The sequence below is a fragment of the Streptococcus oralis subsp. tigurinus genome (assembly GCF_002093545.1).
Lineage (GTDB): Bacteria > Bacillota > Bacilli > Lactobacillales > Streptococcaceae > Streptococcus > Streptococcus oralis_C.
In genome coordinates, this window is record NZ_LNVF01000005.1 from 32,844 (window position 1) to 48,713 (window position 15,870).

Annotated in this window: 13 protein-coding genes; all 13 read right to left on the reverse strand. The window is 37.2% G+C overall.

Features of this window, described 5'->3' with window-relative positions; all coding sequences use genetic code 11:
* Positions 1–180 precede the first annotated feature (180 nt).
* Positions 181–2,793, reverse strand: coding sequence for an MBL fold metallo-hydrolase (locus ATE34_RS06930; protein WP_394335039.1), 2,613 nt, complete (start codon positions 2,791–2,793; stop codon positions 181–183).
* A gap of 196 nt (positions 2,794–2,989) precedes the next feature.
* On the reverse strand, positions 2,990–3,805 hold the full coding sequence (locus ATE34_RS06935; protein ID WP_084911427.1) for a LicD family protein: 816 nt from the start codon (positions 3,803–3,805) through the stop codon (positions 2,990–2,992).
* Positions 3,806–4,609 carry a LicD family protein gene (locus tag ATE34_RS06940; protein WP_084911428.1) on the reverse strand — a complete coding sequence of 268 codons (804 nt, stop codon included), beginning with the start codon at positions 4,607–4,609 and terminating at the stop codon, positions 3,806–3,808. It lies immediately after the preceding gene.
* Between the two features lie 12 nt (positions 4,610–4,621).
* The gene (locus ATE34_RS06945; RefSeq protein ID WP_084911429.1) at positions 4,622–6,106 is read right to left on the reverse strand and encodes an oligosaccharide flippase family protein; all 1,485 of its coding nucleotides are present in this window, start codon (positions 6,104–6,106) and stop codon (positions 4,622–4,624) included.
* A gap of 226 nt (positions 6,107–6,332) precedes the next feature.
* Positions 6,333–7,370: a teichoic acid biosynthesis protein TarQ gene (tarQ, locus tag ATE34_RS06950; protein WP_084911430.1), complete on the reverse strand. Its 1,038-nt coding sequence runs from the start codon at positions 7,368–7,370 to the stop codon at positions 6,333–6,335.
* A 3-nt stretch (positions 7,371–7,373) separates the two neighbouring features.
* Complete coding sequence (locus ATE34_RS06955; RefSeq protein WP_084911431.1) at positions 7,374–8,831, reverse strand: O-antigen polysaccharide polymerase Wzy family protein; 1,458 nt, start codon at positions 8,829–8,831, stop codon at positions 7,374–7,376.
* Positions 8,832–8,846: 15 nt separating this feature from the next.
* Positions 8,847–9,833: a glycosyltransferase family 2 protein gene (locus ATE34_RS06960; RefSeq protein WP_084911432.1), complete on the reverse strand. Its 987-nt coding sequence runs from the start codon at positions 9,831–9,833 to the stop codon at positions 8,847–8,849.
* A gap of 1 nt (position 9,834) precedes the next feature.
* Positions 9,835–10,938, reverse strand: a complete 1,104-nt coding sequence (locus ATE34_RS06965; protein ID WP_084911433.1) for a glycosyltransferase — start codon at positions 10,936–10,938, stop codon at positions 9,835–9,837.
* Entirely contained in the window at positions 10,928–11,764 is an 837-nt protein-coding gene (locus ATE34_RS06970; RefSeq protein WP_084911434.1) for a LicD family protein, read from the reverse strand. Before ATE34_RS06970 ends, ATE34_RS06965 begins: the two co-directional genes overlap by 11 nt.
* Before the next feature lie 145 nt (positions 11,765–11,909).
* The gene (locus ATE34_RS06975) at positions 11,910–13,202 is read right to left on the reverse strand and encodes an LCP family protein (protein WP_084911435.1); all 1,293 of its coding nucleotides are present in this window, start codon (positions 13,200–13,202) and stop codon (positions 11,910–11,912) included.
* Positions 13,199–14,047 (reverse strand): prephenate dehydratase, encoded by an 849-nt coding sequence (gene pheA, locus ATE34_RS06980; RefSeq protein WP_084911436.1) that lies wholly within the window; start codon positions 14,045–14,047, stop codon positions 13,199–13,201. The genes ATE34_RS06975 and pheA overlap by 4 nt, the downstream gene beginning before the upstream one ends.
* The gene (locus ATE34_RS06985) at positions 14,044–14,520 is read right to left on the reverse strand and encodes a shikimate kinase (protein ID WP_084911437.1); all 477 of its coding nucleotides are present in this window, start codon (positions 14,518–14,520) and stop codon (positions 14,044–14,046) included. Before ATE34_RS06985 ends, pheA begins: the two co-directional genes overlap by 4 nt.
* Positions 14,513–15,796, reverse strand: coding sequence for a 3-phosphoshikimate 1-carboxyvinyltransferase (gene aroA, locus ATE34_RS06990; RefSeq protein ID WP_084911438.1), 1,284 nt, complete (start codon positions 15,794–15,796; stop codon positions 14,513–14,515). The genes ATE34_RS06985 and aroA overlap by 8 nt, the downstream gene beginning before the upstream one ends.
* Between the last annotated feature and the right edge of the window lie 74 nt (positions 15,797–15,870).

Sequence of the window (15,870 nt, forward strand, 5' to 3'; positions counted from 1 at the left end):
GTAACCTCATACTTTCAGTCTATCTATTATACTAGATTTTTACGATTTTATCAAAAGAATGAAGCGAGAATATTGTATATTTAGAGTTAACTTTATAATATCAGCGTCAATATAAAACTTAAAAAACACCCTAAAATCCGGTTTAGTCCTACCTGACTCTAAGGTGTTTACACATCACATTTATTCCCCAATTAAATGATGAGATGAATTCTCAGTTGAAGTAGAAGTTTCAGTTATTTGCTCTTTCTTATCTTGCTCCACTGCTACAGTGGTTTGACTTATTTTCCAAATTCCTTCTTCGTTTACTTTATAACCATCAGGTGTTGTCGCGTTCTTCAATAAAGAACCATCTGCTTGGAAATAGTACCAATTACCATCAAGCTGTTTCCAACCCGTTTGCATAGCTCCTGATTCATCAAAGTAATAATGATCACCATTTACTTTATGAAGGCCAACCAACATGATTCCATCTTCAGGATTTAGATAATACCAGACGCCTTTGTCTTTTATCCAACCAGTTTTCATGGCACCGTTTGATTCAAAGTAACGGTAATGATTATCAGACCATTTCCAGCCAGTTTGCATGGCTCCAGATCTGCTAAAGTAATATTGCTTACCATCTACTTGATGAAGGCCGACCAGCATAATGCCTTCTTTTCCTTCAAGATAGTACCAGACATCACCATCTTTCAACCAACCAGTTTGGACTGCGCCAGACGTAGCGTAATAATGCCAAGAATCATTTGACCACTGCCATCCAACTTGCATAGTACCTGCAGAGCTGAAGAAATAGTTCTTTCCGTCAATTTCTTTAGAGCCTACAGCCATGATACCTGTTTCTGGATCCAAATAATACCATGATTCATTATCTTTCAACCAACCAGTTTTCATAACTCCAGAACTTACAAAATAGTTCCAGTGACCATCAACAAAGGCCCAGCCTGTTTGCATGGCACCACTGGCATTCAAATAGTAACGGACACCATTGATATCTTGGCTTCCAGTTAACATGATGCCATCTTTATCCAAATAATACCATGTTTCCTGATCCTTGACCCAACCAGTTTTCATAGCTCCAGAACTTGCAAAATAGTTCCAGTGACCATCAACAAAGGCCCAGCCTGTTTGCATGGCACCACTAGCATTCAAATAGTAACGAACACCATTGATATCTTGTCTGCCAGTTAACATGATGCCATCTTTATCCAGATAATACCATGTTTCCTGATCCTTGATCCAGCCGGTTTTCATAGCTCCAGAACTTGCAAAATAGTTCCAGTAACCATCAACAAAGGTCCAGCCAGTTTGCATGACACCTTCTTGATTAAAGTAGTACGTGCTTCCAATAATATTCTTTTTACCGACAGTCTTTAGCCCATCCTCATCATAGAAATACCAATCTGAATCGATCTTTTGCCAAGTTGAAGGCTTACCTGCTGCTTGGAGTGCACCACTTTCGCTAAAGAACATCTTCTTGCCATTATAGACTTGATGTCCTGTTAGCATCTTACCATCTTTATCAAATAGGTATTTCTGCCCCGCAATTTCTAAGAGTTCATTGTAGCTTCTTGCTCCCGTTGATGTGATATAGTACCAATTACCATCTTGGTTAAACCAACCAGTTTCTCGCATGTCACCGTTGTTGTTTAGGTAATACCAGTTTCCATCAATTTTTTCTCTAGAATCTTTCAAATGCAACCATTTGTCAGCTTGCATTTGTCCTTGTCCATTAAAGAAATAATAAACACCGTCTATTTTTCGCCAACCAATCGTCATTTCACCATCGGACAAGCGATATTTCCAGTAACCGTCTTCTTTATACCATTTTTCTCTAACGGTTGGTATATCGGGAAAAACTTCCGAAACGTTAGTAAATCCTTCTTTATCTATATCAAAAACCGTCGCATCTTTGGTATGACTATAAGCTTTTACTATTTTTATATTCTTTTCTCGAAGTAGAGCTCTAGTGGATTCACGATTAATATCTGATCCGCTTGTCTGAACAACAATACTTGGTGATAAATTATTAATAAAGTTAACTGTATTTGAAATTGTCGCATCATAATGATGGTTCCATTTCATCATATCAACCTTACCGATAACAGGGCCTAACTTATCTTCTGCTCCTTCGGCATTATCCAAATCTCCACCTAGATAGATTCTCTTTCCAGCTACAGTAACAACAGCAACTATTGAGTTTGAATTATCATCGAAAACCTTTTTAAGCTTTCCTTCACTGTCATACTCATTTTTGTAGTTATAAAGCTGAATATCCATATCACCCATGGTAAAGTGGCTGTCGTTGTCAGAGATATCTTGTATAAGATTTACACCACGTTCAAGAGCTGTTTTAACCGCATTATCATAGTTATAGAGATTATCCCACAACCTCCACTGTGTTGTAATGCGTTCATCTGAGTATCTTTTCAGATAAAATTTATCAACAGGATAATGTTTTAGTACTTCATCTGCAGAACCAATATGATCACTGTGGACATGAGTACCCAAGATAAAATCTAGTTTTTCAACACCAACCTGTTTCAGATGACGGAACAATCGATCCTCTAAAACTTGATCATTGTCCATGGTAATTCCCCACCTATCTGGATAACGTGGATTGCTTCCATCTGGGAAATCATAATCCTCACCCATATCAATTAAAGCAAAGTGCCCTTTGCTTTCTAAGAGAATAGCATCACTCCCTGACTTAGATTTTAAATTAATAAAGTGGATTCGATTACCATCCCCTGCGGAAATGGTATCCGCATCGACAGATGATAATTTGGCAGCCATAATTAAAGTACATATGAGAAAACTAAATAATATTAACTTCCTTATCTTTGTATTCTTCATTGTATATCACACTTTCCTTTATCCTTTCTATAAACCATCAGTTTAACCTATTTTCATGTCCTGCTTTGTATATGAATAGTATTGTTCTGATTTTTCCAATAAACACCCAAAAGATTCGCTCTCTTATGAAACTGAGCTACTTCTCTATCTTACGATAGGCTTTTATACTATGGCTATACCACTCCTGCATTTCTTTCGATGGAGGAGTCATATAATCACCATACATCTGTGTTAAAAAGGCATCATAATTTTTAGGAATTGGCAACATTCTCCCTTCAAATTCTGTTAAAATCAGTTCTTTAAAGGTTCCTGCTGGAAAAACTTCTTTCATTTTTTCTTTTCCAACTCCAACAGCTCCTTCATAAGTAGGATTTTCTGTCACACTATTTTTTACTAATTGATCAATTTTCTTAAAGAAGTATCTCGGATTAACAAGTCTGAGAGGATACCAGGTACACAAGCGAAGAAAATCCTTTAATTTGCTATCTCCGTGAACCGCACGTTCTTTTTTGATATAGGCAAGCTGACGCAAGGCAACATATTTATAGCTCTTATCAATGATGCTCAAATCTGAAAATTGATCGATTGGAAAGACATCAATAAACAAACTAGTGTCATGACGCTTATACTTTACATTATCCTCAATGACAGTTGATGTATCTAAAATAGCTGCAAAATTATGGAAATACCACGATGAAGTCTCATAGGAAAGGACTTGATAAATAGGATGCTGGTCCTCTTCAATAGCTTTCAATAAACGTTCATAGTCTTCTCTATACAGAGAAATATCAATGTCATCATCCCAAGGAATCATTCCTTTATGACGGACAGCTCCCAACATTGTTCCATAGCTGAGGAAATAAGAAATATTATTTTTTTTACAAATTTCGTCAATATAGTCCAAAATACCTAGTTGAATAGTTTTAACCTCATTTTTTTCTAAATACTGCATTTAATCCTCCAATTTATAGGCTTCAAATTCGTGACTATAAAACTGTTTTTCTTTTGGTGGGAGAGTCATATAATCACCATAATACTGTTTCAAAATAGCATCGTATTGTTTCGGTGCTGGAAGCATCAGATGTTCAAAAGGGACTTCAATGAAATCTTCAAAAACTTCTTTGGCAAAAACTTCTTTTTCCTTAAACTTAGAAGGAATAAAAGCGATATATTTACCATCTTTTACCCTATACTTTTGAATTTGCTTTTCAATTTGAATCGCAAAATAACTGGGAGAAATCGGACGAAGCAAAAACCAGAAGAAGGAACGTATCAAGTCTTTTAATTTGCTATCTCCATAAACAATATTCTTGTGTTTACTAAAGGATAGTAACTTAAAGCTTTCCAACTTATAGCAGATATCAACGACCTTACTATCATTAAATGTATCCATCGGAAAAATATCAATGAATATACCCGAATCATAAGTTTTTGTATTTCTCGTATCAATTATTTTTGTTGTAGGATCTACAATTTTGATAAAGTTATTAAAATATTGGTCATCCGTTTCTAACGAGAGAAGTTTATATTTTGATTGCTTCTCGCTAAATAACTGAATAAACTTTTCATAGTTTTTACGAGTCATAGAAAGGTCTATATCATCATCCCAAGGAATAAATCCCTTGTGTCGAATAGCACCAATCAAGGTCCCATAGTTAATACAATAGTTGATGCCGTTCTCCTTACAAAAGGAGTCTATAAAGTCTAAAATATCAAGTTCAATCTTTTTAGCTTCTTCAATGCTTAATTTTCTCATATATTCCTCCTATTATTTTATAACGCGTTTTTTTAGCGAAATAAAGTGTCCTAAAAATTCATAGAAAATACTATCTTTTGTCCATACTAATAAGCCAATATAACTGAGCACAGATAATGCCATGATGATAAACATGTTAATAAAGAGTGGCAAGTTGATAACCATTTGTACCGGATATATAAAATTGACTAGGAAGGAAATCAGAATAAATGTCGATGAGAAGAGAGAATACCGTAAAGTATACTTTAGAATGTGCCGTAAGTTGATGAGTTTACGCTTATTGATAAAGAGAATATAAAGAATCAAAAGGAATGTTTCAGATAGCATAGTTGTAATCAGATAATACTCTGGTGTATAGATATCATAAAAATAGAGTAAACTATCTAAAATAAGGTTCAAAATACCCGCAAAAACAGTATAGAGGGTAATTCTTCTCTCATATCCATTTGTAAAGAGAATTTGTGATCCTAGAATAGTATCTAGAGCGAGAATAATCGTACGGGCAGCAAAGAGGGAAGTTAAAATACCGCCACCTATATATTTTTCACTACCATATACTAAGATAGCTTGGGGTCCCAAAATCATTAAGCCTATACTAAGAGGAATGATGAAGAAATTGAAAATACGGCTTCCTCGATTGACTAAATTTACATACTCCTCTTTCTTTCCTTTTCCAAGATAATAACTTAAACGAGGGACACTAACTCCAATTGCACCTGTAACAACCCCCGCAATAACCGTTACAATTCGTTGTGCAATGGTATAGTAGCTGACATTTACATCAATCCCCGTCTTCACAAGAAATAGACGGTCAAGAAATGTAAATAACATATTTGCATTTGCGAAAATAAGCATGGCTGTCAGTGGAAGCAAGAGCGGTTTGAATTCACTTAGTGAAACTTTTACAAATTTTATATCTCGTTTAATCCAGAAATAACTAATGAGATAGTTAATTAGGGTTGATAGACTCATTACCAGAGTATAAACAACAATATCGTGTTCGTTTTTTACAAATAAAAATATTGATACCAACATGAGAACACGTATGAAAGCTGTTTTATAAAATAAAAAGCTATAATTTTCAAGCGCCTCATTAACCCACTCAATTGAAAAAATCTGAGCAACGAGTTGCACTCCCATTACTAGATAGATCTTTTGAATGATAGGATTAGCTGTAAAGAATAATGGATAGGAGAAAACATATACAAGTGTTGTAATAATAGTACAAGCAACACACAAATAAAAAAGACTAGAGAAAACTTTGTTTAGCTCTTTTTTATTATCTTTCACATTGCTAATGGCACGAAGACCGTAGTTATAAACCCCATAAGTTGCAAAAGGCAAGAAGAAAGATAGGATGGTATCAACAGAGTTAAAATAACCATAATCTGTTCGATCCAAAACACGAGCAACATATGTACCTGTTAAAATAGGGAAAATAATATTTAAAACACGAATCCCCATAAAAGCCAGAGCATTTAATTTTATACTTTTCATTCAATTTACCTCGTTGTTTATTATATCATAAAGTTAGTTAAAAAGGCCTTTTTGATTGAGAAAACTAGTTTCAACAACGCATTTCTATTTCGCTTGTTACAAGTTTCCTCTTTGTTAAAAAGCACTAATATCATCAGACTTCCTTTCTACCTTATCGTAGGCATAAAAAAGAGGACTATCACGTCCTCTTTAAGTATTGAACCTCTTCACTTTTTATGAAGATACTTTATAGATTAAAAGCTATGACTCCTAAAACTGAACGATTTAGATTTCTAACCATCTGCAAGCTTTCTTCAAATTTTTTATAACGAGTAACACCATATTCCTCAACGAATAGAACATTGTCCGTTGCTAAAAGATCTTTTACATTTTGCAAATCTACAAAATGAATACCCTCTATATTTAATTTGTAATTTTCTTGTAATTTCTTTAAGATACGACTATCTGAACTGACAACCGCTAATGGTTGACCTTCACATCTATAACTCAAAAGTTGTGATAGGTTATCATTGGTAGTGATATTTGAAACAAAATCTAGTTGATAAGCCAAAAAGTCGCCTGCACGATTAATTGTAGGATTAAAAATGTAGACAAGAACATTTCCCATAATAAGGAGAACAACACATAGAACTCCTATAACTGCTAAGCGCAAAACTAGATTTTTAAGATTGAAGCCAACTGTAATTTCACCACTAGGATTTAATTCTTTTGAATTGACTGTTTCTAACTTTTCAATTTTAACATTTGCATAGGTACTCTTAAATTTATCAATCAATGAATCAAACTTGGTCTCAAGAAAATCATTTACCTCTTTGCTAGGTGTTAAAATTTTGATACTTACACCTGCATCATCAATTAATGAATTTACCGTTAATTTTTTAGTCCAGTAGTCACTGGTTGAATTTTTTAAGGCTGATTCTGTCGTATCCAAATCACGAGCAATTTTTTTCATTTTATCTGAATCAACATCATTAAATAGAAAGGCTCCATTTAGATTACCGTCAATTAATTTAGCATAAAAATCACTGTATCTTCCAACTTGGTGGTTTAAAATTACTTTTGAAGAATCCTCTGGAGGCGTAATTTTATAAGTAATATAAGTTGAATAGCTAGATGTATCTTTCACCGTATTCTTGTTTTTGACCGCTGTAATCGTAAATGGCACAGCGATAAGTGCAAATAAAACAATCAAAACTAGCAGATTCATTTTCCGTTTTTTATAGAGATTTGCAAATAAATCCTCTACTGAATAGTGTTCAAACATGAGTTAACTCCTTTTTTGTATTAGATATTGATTTTTTTTAGTAATCATTTTAGCGACAAATAGCATAACAAGAACAATTCCCCAGAATTGCATTGTAAACAGGTTAAAGAAACTTTCCGAAAAGCTACTTCTTGGCATAAAGAAGATATTATTCAAGATCAATAGGGACAAAGCGAATAAGATGGTTTTCGAGCGATAAGCAACTTGCAACATTGCTATAAATAATAAGCCAAGTAGGAGACTTAGTAGGAAAACTCCCATCATACCATAATCGGTATACAACTCCATGATGTAACTACTACCAATACCATGACCTTTTAAGTATTCCTTGTTTAGGACAAGATAAGATAGGTTATTAGCGTAGCTATTACTATCAATGGCTAATTCAATACTATTTGTTGTATGTTCAAATGGTTTCGCTCCAAAAATGATTCCCAAACTTCCCCTTGCAAAATAGTCAATTATAGGGCCAAAGGTGAAATTTCGAAAATCTCTATAAGGGAGACTACTGTTGTATAAAAATCCTCTCGCCAATACTCCAAAACTGGTTCCCTGTTTATAAATAAAATCAAGAAGAATATCCCAAAATCCTGTATGAGAAACTTGCACATTATCTCGCACATAATTAAGAATTCCCATTGCTAACATAAGAATAGGTGATCCAACAAAAAGGGCCAATTTCTCTTTGAAGCCAATCCATTTTCCCTTTTCAGTCTGCTCACGCATAAAATAATATACGAAAGCAAATAGAATACTTAAAATGAAAGGGTTACGTGTTCCTATTGCTAAATGAATAGTATTTGCGACAATAAAGGACACTAGCACTGCTGTCGCGTGTAATTTTTTTGGTTTAGTTGCCAAGTACATACACATCGCATAAACCGTAAATGTCGATAAGATATAGGTAAAATATGGAAGTTGACTCTCAAAATTTGCATAATAATTGTAATAAGAAGTCTGTAAACGGTAAAGCAAACGTTCAAGTAGTCTTAAAAAGTAAAATGGATAGGTAATCAAAAATACACTTAGTGATACAAAACGTAAGTTTTTTATAAAGTTTGCAGTAGATTCTTGTCTAACTTCTATATCGTGAACTTTCTTTCTGCTAATGTAATAACTAGCAATGAATCCTCCTATTGTCAGTCCCAATATTGAGACAATTACCACCAAAAAAGAAAAACGGTAAGCAATAGGTTGGTAAGTGTCTAAGGCACCATCTCTAAAGTAATCTATCGTGGGTCTGGATACCAAAAATATAAAAATTGTAATATAAAAAATAAAGTGAATTAAATAATATTTTATATTATTCCAGCAAAATAGAAGGCTACTAATCAGCAACAATAGTAGAGTCGTTAACAGTACGACATTCTCATTTGTAAACAAATAAGTGATACCACTAAAAATTGTTAAGAAATAGCTTAGAATGGTCGCACAAAGCAATATTCGTTTGCCATCAATCATTTCTCTCCTCCTTTTCTAATTAATTTTTCTTGACTGTTCAATATTTTTTAGTAACAATATTCGATACAATCGTATGTTTAAAAATAGAGCTAAAGCACTAATTCGTCTCCCCATTCTAAAAATAGGATTTTTAAAAATAGAAAAAGCGTGCTTCTTCAGAAAATGATAAATCGCTGGATATTCTTCAATTTTTCTGTAATCCTCTATCAAAAGCATCTTATCCAGAATAAAGAATTGGGCATAGGCCAATCTGAAGAAAGCGGCCTCCTTCAAGTCAGGATAGTTTTTCACAACTTCATTATAAAACTTTTGATAGATATCAATATAGGCTAAATCCTTCTCTGCATAAGGTTTAGTCGTAATACTATCCCCTCTATGGAAATAGTAATAATAGGGTCTGGTATTCACCACATACTTCTTAGCCAACTTAATCAAATCAAAATGGTAATAGGCATCTTCGTAAATCAATCCCTTAGGAAAGGATATGGCAGTTGCAATCTCTCTCTTGATTAGTTTATTGCAAATCGTTCCAGGAATTTTTTCACCTATGAGGTATTCCCTTAGAAATGTTTGGGAATCACAGACAAAATAGTCATCCTGATTGGCTGATTGTGGGCTTTCATCATTAGCATAGACATTCATGACACCACAGCTCGAAACATCTGCTTCTTCTTGAACTAATTGCTCATATAAGCTCTGAATCATTTCTGGATGGATATAATCATCTGAGTCAATAAAAATCAGATAATCCCCGTAAGCCTGCTTCATTCCATCATTTCGTGCTTGTGACAATCCTTCATTCTTTTTATGAAGTACTGACACCCTTTCATCTTTTTCAGCGATTGAATCACACAAGCGACCACTCTCATCTGTTGCACCATCGTCAACAAGAATGATTTCCAGATTCTGATAGGTCTGCTTCTGAATGGAAGCTATCGATTTTTCTAGGTACTGCGCCACATTATAGACTGGCACAATGACACTAATTAATGCAGTTTCCATGCTACTCCTCTAATAGTTTTTCTACTTGTTCGATTTGTTTGGCAATTGTAAATTGCTGAATGAATTGGCTAGCCTCGTTAACATCAAAGTTTGAGGCAAAAGTCATATAGTCAGTAATTGCCTGAGCTGCCTCTTGATTGCTCTCAATGATTTGTCCAAATCGTCCTTCTTGGGATAATTCCTCAGCCCCTCCAACATCCGTAGAGACAAAAGGAAGTCCCAGACTCAAGGCCTCCACATACACTCCAGGAAAACCTTCTTGTTTAGACATAGACAAGAGAACTTTCATCTGAGACAAATACTGATAAGGATTTTTTTGATAACCAAGGAAATGTACATAGTCTTCAAGCTCATACTCTTTGACGCGGTTTTTCAGTTCCTCTTCCATATCACCAGCCCCTATGAAGTAGAGATGATAGTTTTTTCCCTCTTGGTGTAATAGTTGTAACACTTCCACCACACGGTCAGAACCCTTATTTTCCTCAATCCGTCCGATAGTACAGATGCTTTGAGGCGCAATCTCGATATCTATCTTCTCTTGAGATTTTTCTAAAATACTCTTAAAATCGTAACCATTGTATACCGTTTGTAATTTCAAAGAATAATCTGGGTACACTTCTTTGATAGAATTACTGGTCTTTTTTGAAATCCCTACTATGGTATCCGCAGCATCCAACTGACGTCTATGTGATTCACGTTTTGAACTATCCTTTAGGAATTCCTCAATACTTCCATGAATCCAAGATATCTTCTTGACTTCTTTCCGCTCTGAAAATAAGAGTGGTGGATTCATAATCGTAAAAGAAACTTCAACATCATAATCATCTTTTACAAGCAAGCGACGAGTCAGCCTTGGAAAATAGATTCTTATTCTCCACAAAAGAGCTCGTAACCATCTTGGTTGACGATAATCCTGAAAAGCCTTTAAAATATGAACATTGTTGGGAACCGTTTCATACCCCTTATCAAAGTGTTCCATTTCAAGAATATCAATATCATACTTCTCTGGATCCAGATTTGAAACAATGGTAGATAGAATCTTCTCTGCTCCGCCTCCAAGAGAAAAGGACCACATGAAAAACAGAATTTTTTTCTTATACACCATATTCTCCCTTATATTCTGTGTAGCTCTTGTCCATGTCTGCTATAATGGCATCATGATGCGGTACTTGCTTGTCCGCTGGTGGTGGTGTCATATAGTCCCCAAAAGCAGTTCTGAGATAGGCATCATAACCGACTGGAATGGGCATCTCTGTTCCTTCAAATGGCAAGAAAAGATTGTCTTCAAAAGATGCGATTGGGTATTTGTTTCGCATGTAGCCAGGACCTGAGCATAATTCCGTGATTCCATCGCTCTCAGCCAGACTATACTTGGTCATTTCTTTTTCAGCTTTTTTCCAAATGCGATAGCGTAGAGATTTTGGAGTTAAACCGAGTAAGATGCGACTTCCCCATTTCATGACTGCACCATGCTTTTCTGGGATAGTTTGGGCGCAAAAGAGTGAATAAATCAAGGCCCAACGAACCTGTTTCTTACGCTCAGCTGGATTTTTCGGATAATAATCTAAAGGCAAAACATCCAAGGCCAAACCGTGGGGCAAATCCAAATCCTGCTGGTAAGGTTTGATACATGTGGTTTCCTTGTCACGAATGGTAATAAAAAGGTTACGGTCTACAAAATCCTTGTGACTCTTTGACAAGAAATAACGCTCATCTGCATAACGTGGCCACAGTTCTGCTAATTTTTCATAATCCTTACGTGGCATGAAAAAGTCTAAGTCATCATCCCAAGGAATGAAACCCTTATTACGAAGGGCGCCAATAGCTCCTCCACCACAGAGGTAGCATAACAAATCATGTTCTTTACAAAATGCGACGAAATATTCAGCCATTTCCAGACTACGAGCCTGAATCGCTTTCAAATCACTCATATCTCTCCTCTTCTGTCCAATAACGAGTTATATCATTTTATTATACCATAAAAAAGCTATAAAAATCTATCAGATAGCAAGAAAAACCAAAGCTCAGACCACGATTTCACTAGTGAATCAAACTTTGATTTTCATTTATCGCCTCTTATCTCATCCCCATTTGAGCGAGTTTGGTTTGGTATTTATTTTGATCGACAAGAAGTCCTTGCCCTCCATAGACATCATAAGCATCTACCCAGTCACCAAGTTCTGGTACTGTGAGTCTTTCAATACCATTCTGTGCGCCTTCGATAACTGACAAACCATTAGTCAGTAGGAAAGTATAAGGTAGATTGGTTGAAGTCATTCCAAAAACTTTTCCAAGTGCCTCTGATCCTGTAAAGAGCTTGGTTGGATCTTTGATTTGCTCAAGAACAGCTGACATGACTTGCTGCTGACGTTTGGTACGACCATAGTCTCCTTCATCATCATCACGGAAACGAGCGTAGTTGAGCAAGGTCGAGCCATTCATCTGCTGTTTCCCAACTTTAATAGTTTGAGTTGGTGATTCCGTTTCTGTTGCATGTAGGTCATCTCCAACTGTAGCTTCTGTTAAAGGTTGACCATTCAATGTTGAGAATTGAGCATCAATCGATACTCCGTCAGGGAAGAGGGTATCAATGGCTGTTGCAAAGGCCTGGAAGTCGACCAGGGCATAGTACTTAATATCCAAGTCAAAGTTGTCTTTTAAAACCTTGCGAACCATTTCTGCTCCTTTTTGCCCCTCCTGCTCCCCAAGTTCATAGGCTACGTTGAGTTTATTATCCATTTGTTTCTTGCCATTCACAATCTGGCTGTAGCCATCAATATAGACTAGGTTGTCACGCATGAAGCTGACTAGCTTGATTTTCTTATCCGAACCACTAACATTCAATACCATAATCGTATCTGTGCGAGTTTCTGCACTATTTTGACCAATACGGCCATCTGTCCCCATGATTAGGATATTCACCCCGTCTTTAGTATCTTGACCATTAAACACCTGTACTTGTGCCGCTTTTGCATCAGCTGGCTTATTGCTAGTAGTTGCCGACTGAAAACCTCGAAGAAACATAATAATCATGCCCGCAGCCACACATGTAATCAACAGCAAGAGCCAAGTCAGTATTCGTTTGAAGCGAATTCTTCTTTTTTTCTTTTTGACTTTAGGCAGAGGAGTTACCTTTTCACGTCTCTTAGATCGACTTCTACTGCCATAAGTCGGAAGATCAATATCTCTACCCCAAGTTTCTTCTTTTTCTTCTTGGTAGAAATGGTGAACTTCAGACTTGGGACCTGCCATTTTCTGTTGCAGATAATCAAACTCCCTCCGTTCACGATCGTTGAGGTAATGAATATTTTTGAAGAGATAGTCATAACGTAACTGCTCGTGATGACTTAAAGGATTTTCTTTGCTCATTGACTCTCCTTTTCTATATCAGTTATGGTAAAAATCGGGTAGGTTCCCAGTATCTTGTGCTGGATCCCAATGGCCTCTAGTTCTTGTCTGGCAAAATGAATCAGTTCTTTGTCACTATAGTCTATATCGATAATGAAAAAGTATTCTCCCAAGGCTGTTTTAAGGGGGCGACTCTCAATCTTTGTTAAGTCAATCCCTCTCCAAGCAAAGGTCGAAAGTGCCTTGTAGAGGGCACCGGGAAGGTTGTCTGGTAAGGTCAAGGCCAAACTCATTTTTTCAGCTTGCGAGTTCAAAGGAATCATCGGTATCTCAGACCCTAAAACCCAAAAACGAGTGAAATTGGCTTCCATTTCTTGGATATCTTCTGCTATCAATTCCAAACCATACTCTGCAGCGGAGTTTCTAGGGGCAATAGCCGCAAAAGGTTGGTCTGGATGTTCAGCAATAAAGCGAGCTGCATAGGCTGTGCTTGCCGTCACTTCAAGCTGGGCTTCTGGATAATGCGCCTCTATGAATTTCTTTCCCTGAGCTAGAGCCTGAGGATGAGAAAAGATTTTCTCAATTTTTGACTGACCTGAAACCACCATCAACTGCTGGTGAATAGGCTGGACGATTTCTGCAACTGCTTGGATACGAGCCTGATGAAAAAGGTAATCCAAGGTTTCATGAACACTACCTTCAATGGAGTTTTCAACTGGTACCACAGAATAATCCACCAAGCCCTGCTCATAAGCCTTGATAACATCTGTGATATTTGAAAAAGCCTGCAATTCCTCTTTGGGAAAGGCTGTCTGCACAACATGATGCGAAAAAGATCCCTTGGGACCTAGATAGGCAATTTTCATCTCAGCTCCTCTATAATTTCCTCTGGGCTTAGCTTGGTCACATCTAGAACCCGACTGGCTACTTCCTCATACCGAGCCTGTCTTTCTTGAAAAATCTCTCGCAACTCTTCCTTACTGTTGTTGAGAAAAAGTGGCCGTCGATTGTCTTTATCAGCTGCGATACGTTGGTAGAGGGTTTCAAAATCGGCTTTTAGATAGATATTATCAGCATTTTGTTTGAGCAAGTCACGATTTCTCTGAGAAATGACAACCCCTCCGCCAGTTGACACAACGTGATTTGTTTCTAATAACTCAGCTAGGACTTCAGACTCTACTTGACGAAAGGCCTCTTCTCCCTTTTCAGAGAAGAAATCCGCAATGGACATGCCCAAACGTTCCTCGATTAAGGCGTCCATATCAATGTAGTCTGGGTTCAATCCTCTAGCGATTGTCGACTTGCCAGCACCCATAAATCCGAGTAATACCTTAGCCATGAATCAAGCTCTCCAAATCATCAAAGAAGCTAGGATAGCTGGTATTGATGGCTTCTGCACGGTCAAGTTCCACTTCTCCATCTGCAACCAAGAGGGCTGCGATGGCTGTCATCATTCCGATACGATGGTCACCAAACGTATTGACTCTAGCACCATGAAGGGAGGATTTCCCTTTGATAATCATTCCATCTGCTGTAGGTGTGATTTCCGCGCCCATGCTATTCAAGGCGTCAGCCACCACCTGAATGCGGTCGGTTTCCTTAACCTTAAGTTCTTCAGCATCCTTAATGACCGTTACACCTTGCGCTTGGGTCGCTAGAAGGGCAATAATCGGCAATTCATCAATCAATCGGGGAATCAAGGCTCCACCAATCTCTGTTCCTTTCAGGTCTGAAGACTCGACAGTCAGGGTTGCAGATTTTGCGACTGGATCGATTTCAGTTATTTCTAATTTTCCACCCATGGCACGAATGACATCAATAATACCTGCACGCGTTTCATTGATGCCCACATTCTGTAACACTACACGAGAGTTTGGAACAATCAGACCTGCGACCAACCAAAAGGCTGCACTGGAAATATCTCCTGGAACGATAACCTTTTGTCCGATCAGTTTTTGTGGTCCTTGAACTGTGATTTTCTTGCCATCCACACTTAAATGACCACCAAATTGCTGAAGCATATCTTCGGTGTGGTTACGAGTACATTCTTTCTCGAGAATAACGGACTCCCCCTGAGCCTGCAAGGCTGCAAATATCAAGGCAGACTTGACCTGAGCGGAGGCGATTGGCAACTCATAGTGAATCGGTCTTAAATTTTTCGTCCCTTTTAGGCGAAGAGGAGGCAAGTCTCGCTCGGTTTGCCCTGAAATGCTGACGCCCATTTTTTTCAATGGAATCGTCACACGGTCCATAGGACGTTTAGAAAGACTATCATCTCCAAACATCTCTACTTCGAAGTCTGCACCAGCAAGGACACCTGAAATCAGGCGAATCGAGGTGCCAGAATTCCCCATATCCAAGGCGTTCTGCGGAGCTTTTAAGGCATCCATGCCTACACCTTGAATGGTAATAACCCCATCTTTGTCCTCAATTTTAACACCAAGGTCACGAAAAACCTGCATGGTTGAGAGCACATCCTCTCCACGCAGAATATCATATACCTTGGTTTCTCCCTCAGCCAAACTTCCAAAAATAATCGAACGGTGGCTGATAGACTTGTCACCTGGTACCCGGATACTGCCATGTAAGTGGCGAATGTTTGTTTTTAGTTTCATAGTTGACCTCATACTTGCAATACTTTTCTTATTTTATCACAAAAAAGCCAGAAATTCCTGAAATTTCTGGCTTT